The organism is Streptomyces sp. AHA2 (assembly GCF_036857595.1).
GTDB lineage: Bacteria > Actinomycetota > Actinomycetes > Streptomycetales > Streptomycetaceae > Streptomyces.
In genome coordinates this window covers 350,662-369,676 of the sequence record NZ_JAUQWJ010000006.1, presented here as the reverse complement: position 1 = coordinate 369,676, position 19,015 = coordinate 350,662, and the positions used below count along the sequence as shown (strand labels likewise).

Here is a 19,015-nt window from a genome sequence, read left to right as displayed (position 1 = left end):
GTCAACCGGGCGATCGTGACTCCCTCGTGACCAGGGGCGCGGCCGGCGCCGTCCGCCGGGGCCGGGGGCCGTGCCCTGTCACAGGAGCGACGGCACCCGGACCGCCGCGACCTCCCGCGCCGCCCTTTCCAGCGCGCTGGCCAACAGTGCCAGGTCGGTCGGGCCGTTTCCGAGCTCCCGCACCGGACGCCGGGCCGGGGGGTCACCCATGCGGTGCCATTCCAGCGGCACCACCGTGGGACGCAGCGTGGCCGTCCGCGGGATGCGGCCGGTGACCCGGCCGCCCTGGAACGGGGTGCTGCGCCCGTCCGCCGAGGTCAGACTGGCGCGGCCGGGTGCGGGTTCGTCCGGGCCCGGGGCGACGTCGTCGAGCGTGACGCGCAGGGTGGCCCGGCGCGCCGGTTCGCTCTCCGCGGTGCGCGGGCAGGGGCCGGTGGCCGCCACCAGGTGCACGCCGAGCCGCTCGCCCTCCCGGGCCACGGCCTCCAGGGCCCGCATCACCGAGCCGGCCGCGGGCCGTCCGGTCGAGCCGAGGGCGGGGGAGACCAGGGCGTCCAGGTCGTCGACCACCACCACGAGCCGGGGCAGCGGGGGCGCCGCCGCCTCGGTCTGCCGGCGGGCGGCCCCGGGCCGCAGCCGGATCGTCGAACTGGACGGCGAGTCCAGGTCCGCGGCCCCGTCCGCCGGGGCCTCGGCACCTCCCCGGCCGGGCGCGGCGCGCTGGGCGACCATCCGGCCCGACACCTCCTGCCCGGCGTGCCACTCGGCGAAGCACGACCGCCCCAGCAACTCGCTGCGCCGCTTCAGCTCCGCGCTCAGCGACTGCGCGAACTCCCGCATCAGCACCGGGTCGTGGGCCGCGAGGTAGGTGGTGACGTGCGGCACGTCCGTGCACACCCGCAAGCCCTCGCCCGGGCCGCCGCCCGCGCCCGGGCCGCCCCGGCCGTCGACCAGCACGATGCCCAGCCGGTCCGGCCGCTCGGCCGCCGCCAGGGACGCGACGACCGCCCGCAGCAGCTCTGTACGGCCGCTGCCCGGCGGGCCCTCGATCAGCAGATGCGGCCCCTGTGCCGCCAGGTCCGCGCACACCGGGCCGCGCGGTCCGGCGCCCAGCACCGCGCGCACCCGGCCGCCCAGCGCCTCGGTGTCGTCGGCCGCGTCCGCCCAGCGCGCCATGAGCGAGGCCGGAGTGGCCCGGGCCAGGCCCAGCTCGTCCAGCAGCCGGGCCGACCGGGGCAGCGGTGCGGAGACCCGCGGCTGCCGGCCGCCGCCCGCCTCGTCGGTGCGCAGCGGCGCGAGCGCCCGCGCCAACCGCTCCGCCCAGGCGGGGGAGACGGCGTCGAGCGTGGCGATCGTGCCGTGCCCGACCGGCCCGGCCGGCGAGCCGTCGCCTCCGGCCCGGGCCACCCGCACGAGCCGCAGGGCCGTCGCCACGTCGCCGCTGAGCAGCGCGACGGCGCCGCACTGCCGGAACGTCGGCGCCACGGAGCAGGCGGCCTCGTAGGTCTCCGTCACGGGGGAGGCCGGGGAGGCGGCGGCGGTCTCGGCCAGGCACAGGACGTGGATCCCCGCCCGGGGCCCCTCCAGCGCCAGCCGCGCCACGGCCTTGCGCAGGCCGGCCCCGCCGGGGTCGCCGTCGACGACGACCACCGTGTACGGGCCGGGGAAGGCGGGCGCCGGACCGCCGGCGGCCTCGTCGTCCCGGGCCCACGAGGGGCGGCGGGGCGCGGGCACGGACGGACGGCCGCCGGGTGGGTGGGCGCCCTCCGGAGCGCCCACCGCCTCGGCCGACAGATCCTCCAGGCGGCGCGTCAGTTCGTCGGTGCGGGCCGCGGCCTGTTCCCGGTCGTGGGCGAGGAGCAGCCGGCAGTCCTGCCCGTGCCCCGGACGGACGTGCGGCAGCCAGCCCAGCCAGGACCACTCGGCCGCGCGCTCCTCCAGGGGCCGCGAGCGGTCGGCGGCGATCAGGACGATCTCCAGCGTGTCGGGGGAGTGCAGCGCGGCGAGCTGCGCCAGCACCGACCGGGCGAGCCCGGACAGGCGGGCCCGCGGCCCGGCCAGTCCCAGCGCGCCGACCTCGCGCAGCCCGGCCGTCACCGGCACCGCGGGCAGCAGGCCCGAGCCGTCCGGCGCGGGCCGGTCGGCCGTCCCCAGCCGCACGGCCAGCGCCTCGGGGTGACCCGGACCGCGCTCCCAGAGCCGGGGCCCCGGGCCCAGGGCCGTCAGCAGCAGGGCAGCCGGGTCCGGCCAGGTCTCCCGCACCGGCGCCGCGAAGGCCGGGCGCCGCGGCGCGGCCACCTCGAACGGCTCGTCCTCGTCCACCTCGTAGGGATCGGGGGCCTGCTCCCCGCGGCCCCCGGCCAGCCGCCGCGCCCACGCCCCGAGCCCGCCCCGCCGGCGCGTCCCGGAGGGCACGTCCGTGCCCCGCAGCGGAGTGCCCTTCCGCCCACGGCCGGCACGCTCGTCGGAGGCCGCCGGGCCGTCGGTGCCGACGCCGGCCCGGTGGGCGTCACGGCCACCGGCACCCTCGTCCCGGTGGCCGGCAGCCCCGCCTCCGGCGTGGGCCGCCGGCCGGTGGCCGTCCCGGGCACGGGCGTCCGGGTCGCGGTCGTCGGGAGCACCGGCTCCGGGACGGACCGCCGGCCGGCGGTCGTCCCGCACGCCGGTGCTCTCGTCGCGCTGGTCCGGGGCGTCGGCCGCCGGGCCGTCCGTGGCGCGGGGCCGGGGCACGCCCGAAGTGGTGCCTTCGGCGCGGTGGGGCCGATTCCGCCCCGGCGCCGTGGCCGTCACGCCGCCGTCGGCAGCCTCGCCGAACGCCCCGATGCCGAAACGCCCCGCGTGCGTGTCCCCGTCGCCGGCCGGTGCCCGGGACTCACTCCGACGGCGGGACGGCCCGGGGCTTTCTTCCGGCGGTCGCACCTCCAGGCCCGACGGCCGTACCTCGAAGGACGCGCGCGGGGTCCTGCCCGGCCCCCGCCCGTCCCCGGGGTCCCGCGTCGCCGCCGCGCCGTCGTGCTCGACCCGCGGGGCGGCCCCCTGCCCGGGCACCACCGCGGGCGCCCCGGAGCCGCCCGGCGCGCCCCAGAACCCCGGACCGTAGCCCTGGTACGTCGGACCCGAGGGGCCCGCCGGGGCCGCGACGGACTCACTCCCGCCGGAGGGGCCCGGCACGCGCACGTGCCCTTCGCCGTCCGGGGTCGTCGCCACCTGTCCCCCGGGACCGCCCGCCGGGGCCAGCCGCAGCGCGGACTCGCCGATCCGCAGCAGCGCCCCCGGCGCGAAGCCGACGGCACGGCCGCCCACCCGGACGCCGTCGAGCGTCGTGCCGTTCGTGGAGTCCAGGTCGGCGACCGAGACGCGGCCGTCCGCGCCGACCGTGACCGCGCAGTGCAGCCGGGAGACGTCCGGGTCGTCGAGCGGCACGTCCGCGTCGGCGGAGCGGCCGATGCGGATCTCGCCGCCGTGCAGCAGGTGGACACCGCCGGCGTCGGGGCCCGCGACCACCTGGAGCTGGGCCGGGGCGTCCGCCAGCTCGGGGTGCGGCTCGGGCTCCCCGGGAGCGCCCACGGACAGCACGGCACCGTCGGTCAGCGGGGGCTCGCCGAGCGTGCAGCGCTGGGCGTCCAGCCGCTGCTCCCCGGCGTAGAGCACGGGGGTGCCCGAGCCGTCACCGCCGGAGACCGCCTGGGCGAGGGCCGAGGCCACCGCCGCGAGCGCCGTGCCGGCCGGTGCCGTGACCAGGACGTCGCTGCGTGGGGCGCGGTCCCGCCCCGGAGCCGATGCGCCCAGCGGATCTACGACGGTCAGCCGGATCTGCATCGCCGTCAGCGGTCCCTTCTGCCCGGGCGCGGAGTCCCCCGCCCCGCCCCGGCACGTCGGCCAGTACTGCACGCATCCTCGCACCTGCCACTGACACCGCGCCCGCCTCTCGGGAAAAGGTGATCTTGAATGGTCGGCTCTGCCCGCATAAGTGCCGGACAACGGCTCCGGGGCCGACCGCTTGAGATCGGTCACGCCCGTTCCCGGCAACCACGGAACGGAGGTGTGCGTCTTCCCTTCGAACGGGTGTGGGAACGGTTACGCGGGACCCGCAGAAAGACGACCGCCCGGTCCTGGGCGCCCGGCACTACAGTGGGGCGGACAGGCCAGCAGGCAAGGCAAGCACCAGGGAGCGCATGACGTGCGGCCGGTAGGCAGCAAGTACCTGCTCGAGGAGCCGCTCGGACGCGGCGCCACGGGCACCGTCTGGCGAGCCCGCCAGCGCGAGACCGCGGGCGCCGAGGCGGCCGTGCCGGGGCAGCCCGGTGAGACCGTCGCCATCAAGGTCCTCAAGGAGGAGCTGGCCGGCGACCCGGACATCGTGATGCGGTTCCTGCGCGAGCGGTCCGTCCTGCTCCGCCTCACCCACCCGAACATCGTCCGGGTCCGCGACCTGGTCGTCGAGGGCGAGCTGCTGGCCCTGGTCATGGACCTCGTCGACGGCCCCGACCTGCACCGCTACCTGCGTGAGAACGGGCCCTTCACCCCGGTCGCGGCCGCCCTGCTCACCGCCCAGATCGCCGACGCGCTCGCCGCCAGCCACGCCGACGGCGTGGTCCACCGCGACCTCAAGCCGGCCAACGTGCTGCTGAAGCAGTACGACGGGCGGATGCACCCGCTGCTGACCGACTTCGGCATCGCCCGCCTCGCCGACTCCCCGGGCCTGACCCGCACCCAGGAGTTCGTCGGCACGCCCGCGTACGTCGCCCCCGAGTCCGCCGAGGGCCGCCCGCAGACCTCCGCCGTCGACATCTACGGCGCCGGCATCCTGCTGTACGAGCTGGTCACCGGCCGTCCGCCGTTCGCCGGCAGCTCCGCCCTCGAGGTGCTGCACCAGCACCTGAGCGCCGAGCCGCGCCGCCCCTCCACCGTCCCCGACCCGCTGTGGACGGTCATCGAGCGGTGCCTGCGCAAGAACCCCGACGAGCGGCCCAGCGCCCTCAACCTCGCCCGTGGCCTGCGGGTCGTCGCCGAGGGCATCGGGGTGCACGCGAACTCGGCGCAGATCGCCGCCGCCGAGGGCGTCGGCGCGCTGCTGCTGCCCGACCCGGCCCCCGCGCCCGTGCCGGACACGCCCGGCGCCGCCGACCCGACCCAGGTCCTCCCGCAGAACGCCGGCGCCTACGACCCGAACGCCGCGACCAGTGTCCTGCCGCACACCGGCGGACCGGCCGGCGCCGCCGACCCCACCGCCGTGCTGCCCCACCGGGGTGCGGCCGACCCGACCGCCGTCATGCCGCCGGTCCCGCCGGGTGCGCCCGGCCACCCCGGGCAGCAGAACCAGCAGGGCGGCCCCGAGGACCCGCACCCCTGGCAGAACCAGCTGCGCGCGGCCCGCGACCGCAACGAGCAGACGCAGATCCAGTACCTCGACCCCGACGAGGATCCCCTGCGCCGCCGCCCGCAGCGCCAGGTCGCCCGGCCCCAGCAGCCCCCGCGCCGCCAGGCGCCCCCGCCGGGCCCCGGCTACGGCTACCCCCAGCAACAGCAGCCGCAGCCCCAGCAGTACGCCCCGCAGCCGCAGCGGCCCCAGCCGCCGCAGCGCTACGCCCCGCCCGCGCCCCCGGCCCAGCCGCAGCAGCCGCAGCAGCCGCAGCGGCCCCGGCGCGAGCCCCGGCAGCGCAGCGCCAACCCGATGCGCATCCCCGGGCTCGGCTGCCTGAAGGGCTGTCTGTTCACCCTGGTCATCCTGTTCGTCGCCGGCTGGCTGGTGTGGGAACTCAGCCCGCTCCAGGAGTGGATCGGCACCACCAAGGGCTACTGGGACCAGCTCACCGACTGGTTCTCCACGGTGACCGGCTGGCTGGAGAAGCTCGGCTCGAGCGGTTCCGGCACGAACTGACCGGAACCGGCCCGCCGGGTTGGAGATTTGTCGACACCCGGCGGGTGATTTCGGCCTCCCCGGTGAAGGTTGGCTCCACGGACGCGTAGTTTTAACGACAACACGCGTCGGTAGGAGCAGCCTTGGCACGGAAGATCGGCAGCCGGTACACCGCCCACCAGATCCTCGGGCGGGGCAGCGCCGGCACGGTGTGGCTGGGAGAGGGCCCCGAGGGTCCCGTCGCCATCAAGCTGCTGCGCGAGGACCTCGCGTCCGACCAGGAACTCGTCGGGCGCTTCGTCCAGGAGCGCACGGCCCTGCTCGGCCTGGAGCACCCGCACGTGGTGTCCGTGCGCGACCTGGTCGTCGACGGCAACGACCTGGCCCTCGTCATGGACCTGGTCCGCGGCACGGACCTGCGCACCCGCCTGGACCGCGACCGCCGCCTCGCGCCCGAGGCGGCCGTCGCCATCGCCGCCGACGTCGCCGACGGCCTGGCCGCCGCGCACGCCGCGGGCGTGGTGCACCGGGACGTGAAGCCGGAGAACGTCCTGCTGGACATGCAGGGCCCGCTCGGTCCCGGCGGCTCGCACCGCGCGCTGCTGACCGACTTCGGGGTGGCCAAGCTCATCGACACCCCGCGCCGCACCAAGGCCACGAAGATCATCGGTACCCCCGACTACCTCGCCCCGGAGATCGTCGAGGGCCTGCCCCCGCGTGCCGCCGTCGACATCTACGCCCTCGCCACGGTCCTCTACGAGCTGCTCGCGGGGTTCACCCCGTTCGGTGGCGGACACCCCGGTGCGGTCCTGCGCCGGCACGTCACGGAGACGGTCGTGCCGCTGCCCGGCATCCCGGACGAGCTGTGGCAGCTGCTCGTGCAGTGCCTCGCCAAGGCCCCGGCCTCCCGGCTGCGCGCCTCCGAGCTGGGCGTCCGGTTGCGGGAGCTGCTGCCGATGCTGGCCGGCATGCCGCCGCTGGAGGTGGACGAACCGGAGGCGGACTCCGGCGAGGACACCGGCCGCCCGGAGCAGCCCGCCCCGGCGGCACCGGCCGGGGAGCGGGTCCGCCGCCGCGGGGCCGTCCCCCTGGTGCCGGGCGCGAAACCGGCCGACTCCAACCGCGACACCCACACCTCGATGCGCGTCCCGGCCCCCGACGAGCTGGCCGGCGGCGCCCACGGCACCGCCCGGGCGCCCCGCGCCCCCGGCGCCCCCCGCCCCGGCTCGGCCCGCAACCGCGCCGCGGCCCGGCGCCGCCGGGTGGCCCTCGGGGCGGGCGCGGTCGCCCTCGTGGCGGCGCTCGGTGTCGGCGCCTGGCTGACCACGGCGGGTGACGACACCGACACCCCGCCCCAGGACACGAAGAACTCGGCGCCGCAGTCGCCGTGAGCCGCCCGTGACGGCCGCCCGGCGATGGCCGCCGGGCGGAGCCGTTACGCTGGAGGGCGTGGCAGTCGTCGATGTATCCGAAGAGCTCAAGTCCCTCTCCTCGACCATGGAGTCGATCGAGGCCGTTCTGGACCTCGAGAAGCTGAGGGCAGACATCGCCGTGCTCGAGGAGCAGGCGGCCGCGCCGTCCCTGTGGGACAACCCCGATGAGGCGCAGAAGATCACCAGCAAGCTGTCCCACCTCCAGGCGGAGGTGCGCAAGGCCGAGGCCCTGCGCGGTCGCATCGACGACCTGAGCGTCCTCTTCGAGATGGCCGAGGAGGAGGACGACCCGGACACCCGCGCCGAGGCCGAGTCCGAGCTGGCCGCCGTGAAGAAGGCGCTGGACGAGATGGAGGTCCGCACCCTCCTGTCCGGCGAGTACGACTCCCGCGAGGCGCTGGTCAACATCCGCGCCGAGGCCGGTGGCGTCGACGCCGCCGACTTCGCCGAGAAGCTGCAGCGGATGTACCTGCGCTGGGCGGAGCAGAAGGGCTACAAGACGGAGCTCATCGAGACGTCGTACGCGGAGGAGGCCGGCATCAAGTCGACCACCTTCTCCGTGCAGGCGCCCTACGCCTACGGCACCCTCTCCGTCGAGCAGGGCACGCACCGGCTGGTGCGCATCTCGCCCTTCGACAACCAGGGCCGGCGCCAGACCTCCTTCGCCGGCGTCGAGGTGCTCCCCGTCGTCGAGCAGTCCGACCACGTCGACATCGACGAGTCCGAACTGCGCATCGACGTCTACCGCTCCTCGGGCCCCGGCGGCCAGGGCGTGAACACCACGGACTCCGCGGTGCGCATCACCCACCTCCCGACCGGCATCGTGGTCTCCTGCCAGAACGAGCGCTCGCAGATCCAGAACAAGGCCACGGCGATGAACGTCCTCCAGGCCAAGCTGCTGGAGCGCCGCCGCCAGGAGGAGCAGGCCAAGATGGACGCCCTGAAGGGCGACGGCGGCAACTCGTGGGGCAACCAGATGCGTTCGTACGTGCTGCACCCGTACCAGATGGTCAAGGACCTGCGCACCGACTTCGAGGTCGGCAACCCGGAGGCCGTGTTCAACGGTGAGATCGACGGGTTCCTGGAGGCCGGAATTCGCTGGCGCAAGCAGCAGGAGAAGTAAGTTTGTCGACAAGGCAACTGCCGCCCACCGGGCGGCAGTTGCCTTTTCCGTATGTGCCTGTCCGGGTTCTGCGTCACATCCACACATCCGAACTCCCGGCATAGCTCCCGTAGTCGGACATGGCGCCAGCAAACGGCCTTGACGTGTTCTTGAAAAGTGGGAAGGGTGAAGCGCGGCATGCGTGTCTGCGGGGCGCATGTGAACCGGGGGGCCCTCTCACCGCGGCCGTCCCCGTCGAGCACAGCCCCGAGCGCTGCCTAATGACGATGAGCTACTGGGGGTAGCAACCACATGACGAAGAAGACGCGGATCCGTGTCGCGCGCATAGCGGCCGGTGCCGTCATCGCGGCCGGTGCCTCGCTGACCGCGGCGGGTGCCGCATCCGCTCTCGACCTGGGCGTGAACGTCGGTGTCGGTGTGAACGTCGGCAACGACCCGACCGAGCCCGCCCCGACCGACCCGGCCCCGACGGGCATCCCGACCGACCTGCCGACGGACCCGGCCCCGACCGACCCGGGCCCCACGGACCCCGAGCCCACGGTGGACCCCGAGCCCACGGACGTGCCCACCGAGCCGACCGAGGACCCGACCGACGTCCCGTCCGACCCGGGCAACGGCAACGGCGGCGGTAACGGTGGCGGCAACGGCGGCGGCAACGGCGGCGGTGGCGACAACGGCAACGGGAACGGCGGCGGTAACGGCGGCGGCAACGCGGCCGACCCCGACGGCGGCACCTCCCCGCAGCAGGAGGGCTCCTCCGCGCTCACCGACACCGGCTCGGACAACACCCCCGCGCCGCAGGCCCGGGGCAACGGCGAGGAGCTCGCCGAGACCGGCGCCGCGCAGACCACCTTCCTGGTGATCGGCGCCGCCACGATGATCGCCGGCGGTGTCGGCTTCCGTCTGCTGCCGCGTCTCGCCGGCGGCCGCGGCGGCGCCGCCGCCTGACGACGGCGCCCGCGGGGCACCGTCGGCACAGCGCAGCACCGAGGGCCCGGAGCGTCACGCTCCGGGCCCTCGGCCGTGTCCGGGTGTGCTGCCGTCGCGGGCGGGCCGCTACGACGTCACGCGGTCTGGTGCGCCAGGAGTGCCACGGCCGCGATCAGCACCGTCAGCAGGGCGATCAGCGCCATGGGGTTCAGATTCCCGAGGAAGTTCTCCTGCTGCAGGCGCTCGCGGTTCGCGCGGCACACGGGGCAGCGGCCCTCGCTCACGGGGGCCGCGCAGTTCGCGCACACCAGCCGGTCGTACGTCATGCGCTCGCCCTCCTTGCGCCGGTTCCACGTGTCCAACGTGTGGGGGGACGGGAATGTTCCCCCCTCCACTGTGCCAGGTTCCCGGGCGTGCCGCGCGGTCGCCGCCGAACGTGTGGGCGGTCGCACGGCTCCGCGGGCCCGGCTCGCCGCGCCCGCGCGCGCTGCCCCCCGCGCCCCCGACGGACGTACAAAACGGCACATCGGCTGCGCAACCGCGACCGGTGACTGCGGCCCCCTGCCCGGTTCGCGTAAGGTCACGCTCATCTACCCCCGGCGACCCGTGGTGCATCCGTGATCCGATTCGACAATGTCTCCAAGGTCTACCCCAAGCAGACCCGCCCCGCCCTCAGGGATGTCTCCCTGGAGGTCGAGAAGGGCGAGTTCGTCTTCCTCGTGGGGTCCTCCGGCTCCGGAAAGTCCACCTTCCTGCGGCTGATCCTCCGCGAGGAGCGGTGCAGCCACGGACAGGTGCACGTCCTGGGCAAGGACCTCGCCCGCCTGTCCAACTGGAAGGTGCCGCAGATGCGGCGCCAGCTCGGAACCGTGTTCCAGGACTTCCGCCTGCTGCCGAACAAGACGGTCGGCGAGAACGTCGCCTTCGCGCAGGAGGTCATCGGCAAGTCCCGCGGCGAGATCCGCAAGTCGGTGCCGCAGGTGCTCGACCTCGTCGGCCTCGGCGGCAAGGAGGACCGGATGCCCGGCGAGCTGTCCGGTGGTGAGCAGCAGCGCGTCGCGATCGCGCGGGCGTTCGTCAACCGGCCGAAGCTGCTCATCGCCGACGAGCCCACCGGCAACCTCGACCCGCAGACCTCCGTCGGCATCATGAAGCTGCTCGACCGCATCAACCGCACGGGCACGACCGTGGTGATGGCCACCCACGACCAGAACATCGTGGACCAGATGCGCAAGCGCGTCATCGAACTGGAGCAGGGCCGGCTCGTGCGCGACCAGGCCCGCGGTGTCTACGGCTACCAGCACTGAGACCGCACCCGAGATCCACGGAAAGGCATAACCAGCCGCCATGCGCGCCCAGTTCGTCCTGTCGGAGATCGGCGTCGGTCTCCGCCGCAACCTGACGATGACCTTCGCCGTCGTCGTCTCCGTCGCCCTGTCGCTCGCCCTGTTCGGCGGGTCGCTCCTGATGAGCGACCAGGTCAACACGATGAAGGGCTACTGGTACGACAAGGTCAACGTCTCGATCTTCCTCTGCAACAAGAGCGACGCCGAGTCGGACCCCAAGTGCGCCAAGGGCGCGGTGACCGACGACCAGAAGAAGCAGATCAAGGCCGACCTGGACGAGATGAACGTCGTCGAGACGGTCACCTACGAGACGCAGGACCAGGCGTACAAGCACTACAAGGAGCAGTTCGGCGACTCCCCGCTGGCCGCCTCCCTCACACCGGACCAGATGCAGGAGTCCTACCGCATCAAGCTGAAGGATCCGGAGAAGTACCAGGTCATCGCCACCGCCTTCAACGGCCGCGACGGCGTGCAGTCCGTCCAGGACCAGAAGGGCCTGCTGGACAACCTCTTCAAGCTGCTGAACGGCATGAACTGGGCCGCCCGCGCGGTGATGGCGCTGATGCTGGTCGTCGCGCTGATGCTGATCGTCAACACCGTGCGCGTCTCGGCCTTCAGCCGCCGCAGGGAGACCGGCATCATGCGCCTGGTCGGCGCCTCCGGCTTCTACATCCAGGCGCCGTTCATCATGGAGGCCGCCGTCGCCGGACTCATCGGCGGCACCCTCGCGTGCGCCTTCCTGCTGATCGCCCGGTACTTCCTCATCGACCACGGACTGGCCCTGGCCGACCAGCTGACGCTGATCAACTTCATCGGGTGGGACGCCGTCCTGACGAAGCTGCCGCTCATCCTCGCCACCAGCCTGCTGATGCCGGCGTTGGCCGCGTTCTTCGCGTTGCGCAAGTACTTGAAGGTGTGACGCACGCCAAGAGGGGCCGTACGGTCAACCGGCCGTACGGCCCTTCCCCTTGTCCTAGACTCACCGGCATGTCAGGTCGTGACCCGTTCTGTCAGCCCCGTCGCATCCGCCGCGGGGCCGCCCTGACCTTGGTGTTCACGAGCGTGCTCGTCGCTGGTGCGGCCACCGGGGCGTTGCCCCAGGGCGAGGGGAAGTCCGCGCCGGACGAGGCCCGTTCGGCCGCCGCCCCGCTCGCGCGCCACGCGGACGTCGCCAGGGCGGCCGAGGAGGCCATGGCGGACGGCAAGTCCCCCGTGGAGGCCGCGAGACGGGCCGTCAGCCGCAGCGGCGACCGCTGGGCCGCCGTCTACTCCCGTGGTGAGTACGAGGAGTTCGAGGACGCCCTCGACGGCCGGTACACCGGGGTCGGCCTGTGGGCGGGCAGCGAGCGCGACGGCCGCGTCGAGGTGACGAAGGTGCGCGCCGGCTCGCCCGCGGCCGGTGCCGGGATCCGCCCCGGGGACCTGCTGCGCAGCGTCGACGGCGAGAAGACCGACGGCCGTCCCGTCACGGAGGTCGTCTCCTTACTGCGCGGGGACGCCACCGACGCCCCCGCCGGCACCACCGTCCGCCTCGGCCTGGAACGCGACGGCCGCACCTGGACCGAGACCCTGCGCCGGACCCGGCTGTCCACCGACTCGGTCACCGTCCGGGAACTGCCGGGCGCCCTCACCCTCATCGACGTGGACACCTTCACCAAGAACTCCGGCGGTCAGGTGCGCGACGCCGTCCGGCGGGCCCCGCGCGGCGCCGGGATCGTCCTCGACCTGCGCGGCAACTCCGGGGGCCTCGTCACCGAGGCCGTCACCGCCGCCTCCGCCTTCCTCGACGCCGGCCTGGTGGCCACCTACGACGTGGAGGGTGAGCAACGCGCCCTGCACGCCGAGCCCGGCGGCGACACGACCCGGCCCCTGGTCGCGCTCGTCGACGGCGGCACCATGAGCGCCGCCGAGCTGCTCACCGGCGCCCTGCAGGACCGCGGACGGGCCCTGGTGGTCGGCTCGCGCACCTTCGGCAAGGGCTCGGTCCAGATGCCCGCCCGGCTGCCCGACGGCTCCGTGGCGGAGCTCACCGTCGGCCACTACCGCACCCCCTCCGGGCGCGCGGTGGACGGGCGGGGCATCACCCCCGACCTGGAGACCGACGAGGGCGCCCTGCAGCGCGCCGAGTCCGTGCTGCGGGGTCTGGCGAACCACCCGTAATCCGCTTTCCCCCGAGCCCCCGCGTAGTGCGAAAATGGTCGGCACTATGGCTAAGGAAAAAGGGCGCAAGCTGATCGCGCAGAACAAGAAGGCGCGGCACGACTACCTCGTCATCGACACGTACGAGGCCGGCCTGGTCCTCACCGGCACCGAGGTGAAGTCGCTGCGCCAGGGAAGGGCGTCACTGGTCGACGGCTTCGTCCAGCTGACCGACGGCGAGGCGTGGCTGCACAACGTGCACGTGCCGGAGTACAGCCAGGGCACCTGGACCAACCACAGCGCGCGGCGCAAGCGCAAGCTGCTGCTGCACCGCTCCGAGATCGACAAGCTGGAGTCGAAGTCGGGGGACACGGGCCACACCATCGTGCCCCTCGCGCTGTACTTCAAGGACGGCCGGGCCAAGGTCGAGATCGCGCTGGCGAAGGGCAAGAAGGAGTACGACAAGCGCCAGGCGCTCCGGGAGAAGCAGGACAGGCGGGAGACCGAGCGGGCGATCTCGGCGGTACGGCGCAGGCAGCGCGGGGCGTAGGGAATAGCTGGCACCGACCGGCGTTGGTCACGTACGATGGTGCGTGCACCCCACGGCGGGTGCGGGCCCCTCTCCGGAGGGGATTGTCAACACAACATGGGGATGATCGGTTTCGACAGCGGATGTCGAAGCAGGGGAAGCGTGTCGAGGAAGCGGCAATGATCTCGTAAACCATATGTCGCAAAAAATAATCGCCAACACCAAGCGCGATTCCCAGTCCTTCGCCCTCGCTGCCTGATAAGCAGTGAGTGAAGGACCCTTAATGGGTGTCAGCCCGGGGACGTTCCCGACCCGGATCCTGGCATAAGCTAGGGAACTAAACCATCGAGCCCGGTCACGGGGTTCGATGGGAAACCAAACAGTGACTGGGCCCGTCGGCGACTTGTTCGCGTGATCGCCGGGGCCGAGAAAATCACAGCGAACTGCACACGGAGAAGCCCTGGTTCTGCACCGTTGGACGCGGGTTCGATTCCCGCCATCTCCACTCATCCCATGTGGGCGAAGGCCCCGCCACTCCTCGGTGGCGGGGCCTTCGTCATGTGTCACGTCGTCCGCCGCCCTGGTCGGGTCCGGATGAGGGGGGCGGGCGGGCGGTGGGGGGACCTGGTCGTGGGGAGGGAGAGGAGCAGGGCCGTGGCGGCGGCTGCCAGGGGGATCGCGTAGCCCGCCGCCGGCGTCAGGTGCTCCACCGTCCAGCCGCCGATCGCGCTGCCGCCGGCGATGCCGCCCAGCAGGCCGGTCACCGCGAGGGTCATGCCCTCGTTGAGCCGGCCCTCCGGCGTGCGCTGCTGCACCAGCGTCATGGTGGTGACCATGGCCGGGGCCGTCGCCATCCCGGCGACCAGCAGCGCCGCGGCCAGCAGCGGCAGCGAACCCGCGACGGACGCGGCGAGCAGGGGGAGGGTCAGCAGGCCCGTCATGGCCGCCAGGCACCAGGGCAGACGCGAGGAGGCCGGCCCGGTGAGCCGCGCGGTCCCGTACAGCAGGCCCGCCGCGCAGGAGCCCGCCGCCTGCAGCCCCAGCACCACACCCGCCGCCGTCCGGTGCCCCTGCGCGTCGGCGAACGCGAGCGTGACGACCTCCGTCGCGCCGAACACCGCCCCCATCGCCAGGCACACCACCAGCAGCGGGGGAATGCCGGGGGCGCTCAGGGGCGCTCGCGCCGGCACCCGCGCGGCCACCGGCGGCTCCGTCGCCCGCCGGGTGGTGAACAGGACCATGCCCGTCAGCAGCAGCACCACCCCGGTCAGCGTGCCCGCCTCCGGGAAGAACGTCGTGCACAGGAACGCCGCGAGCACCGGGCCCAGCATGAAGCACAGTTCGTCCGCGGCCTGCTCGAAGGAGTTGGCGGTGTGCAGGGCCTTCGCGTCGCCGGCCAGCAGATGCGCCCAGCGCGCCCGGGCCATTCCGCCGGTGTTCGGGGTCGTGGCGGTGGCGGCGTAGGAGGCGAACAGCGTCCAGTCCGGGGCGTCCAGGCGGACGCACAGCAGCAGGGCGACGAAGCCGAGCGCGGCGAACACCGTCGCGGGCAGGGCGATCCGGGCCTGTCCGTGCCGGTCCACCAGGCGCGCCGTCCACGGGGCGACCACCGCCGTCGCCGCCAGCCCCGTCGCCGTGACGGCACCGGCGAGCGCGTACGAGTCGCGGGCACCGGCGATCATCACGACCGCGCTGACGCTGAACATGCCCATCGGCAGCCGGGCCAGCAGGTTCCCGGCGGTGAAGGCACGGGTGCCCGGCAGGCTGAACAGGCGGCGGTACGGGGTGATGCGGGACATGCGGCCACCGTCACCCGCCGGTGATCGGCACGTCCAACACCTGTTCCGTGCGGACTCACGCACCTGTGTTGTGAAACGGCCCGGAAGGCCGTGGCGAAAAAGATTCGCTCCTTGTTCTTCATACAGAGATATGGAGGGCCCTAATGCTTCTCATGGCGCATGAATAAGATGCTCATTCACGCCCATCCTTCACCCTTTTGCCGCGCATCCGCCGGTGTGAGGCGACGGTTAGTCGGTACATGACCGAGGCGACCAGGAAAGACGGCTGGGCGGTAACGCTCGGGCCGTACACCTACATTCCCGCTCCAGCGCACTCGTCCGCCACCGTCAACGGCACGCTCACCAGAGGCGGTTGCCCGGTCGCACTGCGGGTGACCGAACCGGTGCTGCGCGATTTCATCCGTACCATGAGCACCCTGGAGAAGGATCTCGCCCGCCGCTGGATCAGTGCCACGGAATGGCCCGCCCTGGTTCTCGCGAATTAGCGGGGGTCGCGTCATGTACGAGCATGGAATCGAAGGCACCGGCCGGCACCGCGCACCGGCCCGGGATTTCATCACACCCCTGACGCCCCCGGACCCGACCTGGGATCCGGCCGAGGAACTGGCGTTCATCCTCGAGGAGGCCCTCGGGCAGCAGACGAGGATCCCCACCCCGCGTGACGAACCGCCGCGTCCGGCCGCCCACCCGGCGCCGGACACCCACATGCAGCGGCTCCAGGACATCACCGAGGAACTGCCCCCCGTGCGGGAGGTCCCCCGGCGTCACCGCAAGGTCCGCGTCCGCAGGAGTCGGGGCGTCTTCCGCACCACCAGCCTCGCCGTCGCCTCGCTCGCGGCCGTCATCGCCGCCGCCGTGGGCCTGCTGAGCGGCATGGTCGCCTACGACCCCCTCCGCCTGGTCGCCGTCTCACCCGAGACGAGGGGCCTGCGCCAGTGGTGGCCCCTGCTGGTGTACGGGCCCTGGCTGGTGGCCTCCCTGTCCGTGCTGCGGGCCGCCCTGCACCAGCGCCGTGCCGCGCACTCCTGGTGCGTGGTGCTGGTCTTCTCGTGCGTCGCCGTGCTGCTCTGCGTCGTCCAGGCACCCAGGACCGTCCTCGGCACCGCCGCGGCCGCCCTGCCCGGCATCGCCGCCCTGGCCTGCTTCCAGCAGGTCGTCCGCCAGATCACCCTGACCCGTCCGCCGCTGCGGTCGGCACCCCGGCACCGGGGCGGCACCTCCGCGCCGGCCGGTGCGAAGACGGCCGCGGGCCAGGGCGGCGGCCCTCGCGGGACCGGCTGACCGCCCGGCCGCCGGCCGCTGTAGGTTCGCGGCATGCCGGCCCACCTCGACCCCCGTCTCCTGCGCGCCTTCGCCACCGTCGCCGAGGAACTGCACTTCACCCGTGCCGCCGTCCGGCTGCACGTGGCCCAGCAGGCACTCAGCCGCGACGTCCGGCGACTGGAGCGGGAGCTGGGGGCCGAGCTGTTCGTGCGGACCACCCGGCAGGTGGCGCTCACGCCCGACGGCGAGCGGCTGCTGCCCCACGCCCGGCGGGTGCTCCAGGCGCAGGACGAACTGCTCGCCGCCTTCGGCCAGGCCCGCCCCCTGCTGGTCGACCTCAACTCCCCGGGTCCGACCACCGCCCGCCGGGTGCTGCACCTGGCCCGTGAACTCGCCCCGGCTCAGGAGCTGATGGCCCGCTACGAGAGCGGCCTGACCGGTGCCGCCGGTGAACTGCTCGCGGGACGGCTGGACGCGTCGTTCGGCCGGTTCGCCGGACTGGACCCGGCGCTGCGGGCCGGTCTCGTCCACCAGCCCGTGCGCTACGAGCCGATGGCGATCGTGCTGCCCGAGGCCCACCGGCTGGCCGCGCTGGAGGAAGTGCCGCTCGCGGCGCTGGCCGGCGAGACCGTCTACGCCGGCGCGGGCAACCCCCGGACGCCGGAGTGGACCGGCCTCGCCCGGCTCCTGTTCGAGGGACACGGCATCGAACTGGCGCCGCCCGCGCCGCTCGCCGTCGGCGAGGAGGAGTTCCAGCGGATCATGGCCCGGACACGCACCCCGGTCCTGACCGTCGTCGACTTCCCCGCGCTGCCGTCGACCGTGTCACGGCCCCTGGTCGACCCCGTGCCGCTGTCCCCGCTGTCCTTGGTCTGGCGCAAGGGGCTGACCCATCCCGCCCTGGACGCGCTGCGCCGGGCGGCGGCCCGCCTCGCGGCGGACGAGGACTGGCTGCGACGGCCCGCCGGGGGATGGATTCCGGCCGACGACGATGTCCTCATGCTGTCTCACCGCTGACACAGTTCGTCACGACGCCCACACACAATCGTTGTGTGCGCTACATTCGACGCCTGAGCACGCTGTGGTAAGAGGGGGCGCTCGGACGGGTGGGGGCCCGGTCCGACGGCGGGTGCTCAGGTCGAAAGCGCACCTGAACCATCCCGTGGGGGGAAGTGCGTGCGCGTGACGAAATGGCGAGAAGACGCCCAACCGGAGTGGCCCGAGGCCGCGTCGGCGACGAGCGAGATCGCGGCCGACGGAAGAGTCCGGGAGCGGAGAGCGGCACAGGCCCTCGCCGACGACGACGTCCGTGCGAGCGGCCCGCTCCCGGCCGGGGCGGAGATCCTGCCGGGCATCCCCCGGCAGAGCGAGGGCGAGGCCGACGCGCTCGTCCCGGGCCGCGGTTCCCGCACGGCCGTCCGCGACCCCTGGCGGGAACCCGAGGAGAGCGGCCCCGCCGGAGAAGACCCCGCTCCCGCCGGAGAGGTCCCCGTCCCCGCCGGTGCCCACGACCCGCACGAGGTCACCGTCCAGCTCGACGCCGTGCAGCTGGGCGACGGGCGCCTCCGGCAGGCCGAGGACGGCCCGGCCGCGGGCGCCGACGGATCGGGCGACCGGCCCGTCTTCGTCGACGAGTCAGGCCGCCGCAGCCGCCGCCTGCGCCGGATCGGCGTGGTCGTCGCCCTGGCCTGCGGCGTGTACGCCGTGGTCATCGTCGCCACGCTGCTGTCCGGGAACTCCAACGCGCCCTGGCTGCCCGTACCCGGCAAGAGCGAGGAGCAGCCCGCCGAGAAGGTCGACAGCTCGCCCCCGCCCGCGGAGGCGGCACCGACGAAACAGCCCGGCGCCTCCGTGCCGGACGCCGTCCCGGTCACCGGCGGGGCCACGGCCCCCGCGTCCGGCCCCAGCACCGCAGCGCCCGCCACCACGGCCCGGCCAGGACGTTCCGGCGCCCCGGCCAAGCCCTCGCCGACCGCGACCCGGGCCACTCCCCGGCCGGGGACCGGCCCGGCCGACCCGACGCCGACCGAACCGGCGGACCCGCCGAGCACGCCGGCCACCGACCCGACGCCGACGGGCGAGGCCACGCCGTCCCCGACCGCGACGACGGGCACCGGTGGGGACGGCGGCGACACGGGCACCGTGGCGGACGGCCCGGCCACGGCCGAGCCGGTGACCGAGACGCCCGCCGCCGCCTGACCTCGCCGGTGCCGGCCGCAGCCGTGCCGGCCGCACCGCGGGCCCGGGCCGATCCCGGGGCCACCGGATCGCCGGACCGGGGCCGAAGCTCCCGCTCGATCAGCGGGAGACCGACCCGAGACTTTCGCCCGCAGCCGTGCCGGCCGCAACGCGGGCCCGGGCCGATCCCGGGGCCACCGGATCGCCGGACCGGGGCCGAAGCTCCCGCTCGATCAGCGGGAGACCGGCCCGAGACTTTCGCCCGATCAGCGGGAGACCGGCCCGAGACTTTCGTTCGATCAGCGGGAGACCGGCCCGCGGCTTTCGTTCGATCAGCGGGAGACCGGAGCGGCCGGATCGCGCTGCGCGGGCCGCATCACCCGCGCCGACCGGACGGCCGCACGGCGCGACACCC

15 protein-coding genes and 1 other RNA gene are annotated in these 19,015 nt (G+C 74.2%); 13 read left to right on the top strand and 3 right to left on the bottom strand.

Annotated elements, in window-relative coordinates:
* Nucleotides 1-78 precede the first annotated feature (78 nt).
* Nucleotides 79-3,819 carry an FtsK/SpoIIIE domain-containing protein gene (locus Q5694_RS16100; RefSeq protein WP_333933699.1) on the bottom strand — a complete coding sequence of 1,247 codons (3,741 nt, stop codon included), beginning with the start codon at nucleotides 3,817-3,819 and terminating at the stop codon, nucleotides 79-81.
* A gap of 361 nt (nucleotides 3,820-4,180) precedes the next feature.
* Between Q5694_RS16100 and Q5694_RS16095 the strand changes: the two genes are divergently transcribed.
* The 4 genes from Q5694_RS16095 to Q5694_RS16080 all read left to right on the top strand — a co-directional run bounded on the left by Q5694_RS16095 (nucleotide 4,181) and on the right by Q5694_RS16080 (nucleotide 9,364).
* The gene (locus Q5694_RS16095; protein ID WP_333933664.1) at nucleotides 4,181-5,881 is read left to right on the top strand and encodes a serine/threonine-protein kinase; all 1,701 of its coding nucleotides are present in this window, start codon (nucleotides 4,181-4,183) and stop codon (nucleotides 5,879-5,881) included.
* A gap of 122 nt (nucleotides 5,882-6,003) precedes the next feature.
* Nucleotides 6,004-7,251, top strand: a complete 1,248-nt coding sequence (locus tag Q5694_RS16090) for a serine/threonine-protein kinase (RefSeq protein ID WP_333933663.1) — start codon at nucleotides 6,004-6,006, stop codon at nucleotides 7,249-7,251.
* Nucleotides 7,252-7,309: 58 nt separating this feature from the next.
* Nucleotides 7,310-8,416 (top strand): peptide chain release factor 2, encoded by a 1,107-nt coding sequence (prfB, locus tag Q5694_RS16085; protein WP_333933661.1) that lies wholly within the window; start codon nucleotides 7,310-7,312, stop codon nucleotides 8,414-8,416.
* Nucleotides 8,417-8,707: 291 nt separating this feature from the next.
* On the top strand, nucleotides 8,708-9,364 hold the full coding sequence (locus Q5694_RS16080; RefSeq protein ID WP_333933660.1) for a hypothetical protein: 657 nt from the start codon (nucleotides 8,708-8,710) through the stop codon (nucleotides 9,362-9,364).
* Nucleotides 9,365-9,480: 116 nt separating this feature from the next.
* Here the strand turns inward: Q5694_RS16080 and Q5694_RS16075 are convergent, their stop codons facing one another.
* Nucleotides 9,481-9,672: a hypothetical protein gene (locus Q5694_RS16075; RefSeq protein ID WP_333933659.1), complete on the bottom strand. Its 192-nt coding sequence runs from the start codon at nucleotides 9,670-9,672 to the stop codon at nucleotides 9,481-9,483.
* A gap of 291 nt (nucleotides 9,673-9,963) precedes the next feature.
* Here Q5694_RS16075 and ftsE point away from each other — a divergent pair, with 291 nt between their 5' ends.
* The 5 genes from ftsE (at nucleotide 9,964) to ssrA (ending at nucleotide 13,868) form a co-directional block, all read left to right on the top strand.
* On the top strand, nucleotides 9,964-10,653 hold the full coding sequence (gene ftsE, locus Q5694_RS16070) for a cell division ATP-binding protein FtsE (RefSeq protein ID WP_184910525.1): 690 nt from the start codon (nucleotides 9,964-9,966) through the stop codon (nucleotides 10,651-10,653).
* Nucleotides 10,654-10,693: 40 nt separating this feature from the next.
* Nucleotides 10,694-11,611: a permease-like cell division protein FtsX gene (gene ftsX, locus Q5694_RS16065; RefSeq protein WP_333933658.1), complete on the top strand. Its 918-nt coding sequence runs from the start codon at nucleotides 10,694-10,696 to the stop codon at nucleotides 11,609-11,611.
* A 68-nt stretch (nucleotides 11,612-11,679) separates the two neighbouring features.
* The gene (locus tag Q5694_RS16060; protein ID WP_333933657.1) at nucleotides 11,680-12,852 is read left to right on the top strand and encodes a S41 family peptidase; all 1,173 of its coding nucleotides are present in this window, start codon (nucleotides 11,680-11,682) and stop codon (nucleotides 12,850-12,852) included.
* A 46-nt stretch (nucleotides 12,853-12,898) separates the two neighbouring features.
* Nucleotides 12,899-13,381 (top strand): SsrA-binding protein SmpB, encoded by a 483-nt coding sequence (gene smpB, locus Q5694_RS16055; protein ID WP_333933656.1) that lies wholly within the window; start codon nucleotides 12,899-12,901, stop codon nucleotides 13,379-13,381.
* A 98-nt stretch (nucleotides 13,382-13,479) separates the two neighbouring features.
* Nucleotides 13,480-13,868, top strand: a transfer-messenger RNA (tmRNA) gene (gene ssrA, locus Q5694_RS16050).
* 55 nt (nucleotides 13,869-13,923) lie between these two features.
* Here the strand turns inward: ssrA and Q5694_RS16045 are convergent.
* Nucleotides 13,924-15,159, bottom strand: a complete 1,236-nt coding sequence (locus Q5694_RS16045) for an MFS transporter (protein ID WP_333933655.1) — start codon at nucleotides 15,157-15,159, stop codon at nucleotides 13,924-13,926.
* 239 nt (nucleotides 15,160-15,398) lie between these two features.
* On the opposite strand from Q5694_RS16045, the gene Q5694_RS16040 reads away from it, so the two are divergent.
* From Q5694_RS16040 to Q5694_RS16025, 4 genes are all read left to right on the top strand, one after another.
* Nucleotides 15,399-15,644, top strand: coding sequence for a hypothetical protein (locus Q5694_RS16040; protein ID WP_333933654.1), 246 nt, complete (start codon nucleotides 15,399-15,401; stop codon nucleotides 15,642-15,644).
* A 13-nt stretch (nucleotides 15,645-15,657) separates the two neighbouring features.
* The gene (locus Q5694_RS16035) at nucleotides 15,658-16,440 is read left to right on the top strand and encodes a hypothetical protein (RefSeq protein WP_333933653.1); all 783 of its coding nucleotides are present in this window, start codon (nucleotides 15,658-15,660) and stop codon (nucleotides 16,438-16,440) included.
* 33 nt (nucleotides 16,441-16,473) lie between these two features.
* Nucleotides 16,474-17,439: a LysR family transcriptional regulator gene (locus Q5694_RS16030; RefSeq protein ID WP_333933652.1), complete on the top strand. Its 966-nt coding sequence runs from the start codon at nucleotides 16,474-16,476 to the stop codon at nucleotides 17,437-17,439.
* A 165-nt stretch (nucleotides 17,440-17,604) separates the two neighbouring features.
* Nucleotides 17,605-18,621 carry a hypothetical protein gene (locus tag Q5694_RS16025; RefSeq protein ID WP_333933651.1) on the top strand — a complete coding sequence of 339 codons (1,017 nt, stop codon included), beginning with the start codon at nucleotides 17,605-17,607 and terminating at the stop codon, nucleotides 18,619-18,621.
* Nucleotides 18,622-19,015: the final 394 nt, after the last annotated feature.

Coding starts and splice junctions, on each gene's coding strand:
- Q5694_RS16060 (WP_333933657.1), top strand. CDS start 11,680: ATGTCAGGTCGTGACCCGTTCTGTCAGCCCCGTCGCATCCGCCGCGGG.
- Q5694_RS16080 (WP_333933660.1), top strand. CDS start 8,708: ATGACGAAGAAGACGCGGATCCGTGTCGCGCGCATAGCGGCCGGTGCC.
- Q5694_RS16045 (WP_333933655.1), bottom strand. CDS start 15,159: ATGTCCCGCATCACCCCGTACCGCCGCCTGTTCAGCCTGCCGGGCACC.
- Q5694_RS16040 (WP_333933654.1), top strand. CDS start 15,399: ATGACCGAGGCGACCAGGAAAGACGGCTGGGCGGTAACGCTCGGGCCG.
- Q5694_RS16100 (WP_333933699.1), bottom strand. CDS start 3,819: ATGCAGATCCGGCTGACCGTCGTAGATCCGCTGGGCGCATCGGCTCCG.
- smpB (WP_333933656.1), top strand. CDS start 12,899: ATGGCTAAGGAAAAAGGGCGCAAGCTGATCGCGCAGAACAAGAAGGCG.
- Q5694_RS16035 (WP_333933653.1), top strand. CDS start 15,658: ATGTACGAGCATGGAATCGAAGGCACCGGCCGGCACCGCGCACCGGCC.
- Q5694_RS16030 (WP_333933652.1), top strand. CDS start 16,474: ATGCCGGCCCACCTCGACCCCCGTCTCCTGCGCGCCTTCGCCACCGTC.
- Q5694_RS16075 (WP_333933659.1), bottom strand. CDS start 9,672: ATGACGTACGACCGGCTGGTGTGCGCGAACTGCGCGGCCCCCGTGAGC.
- ftsX (WP_333933658.1), top strand. CDS start 10,694: ATGCGCGCCCAGTTCGTCCTGTCGGAGATCGGCGTCGGTCTCCGCCGC.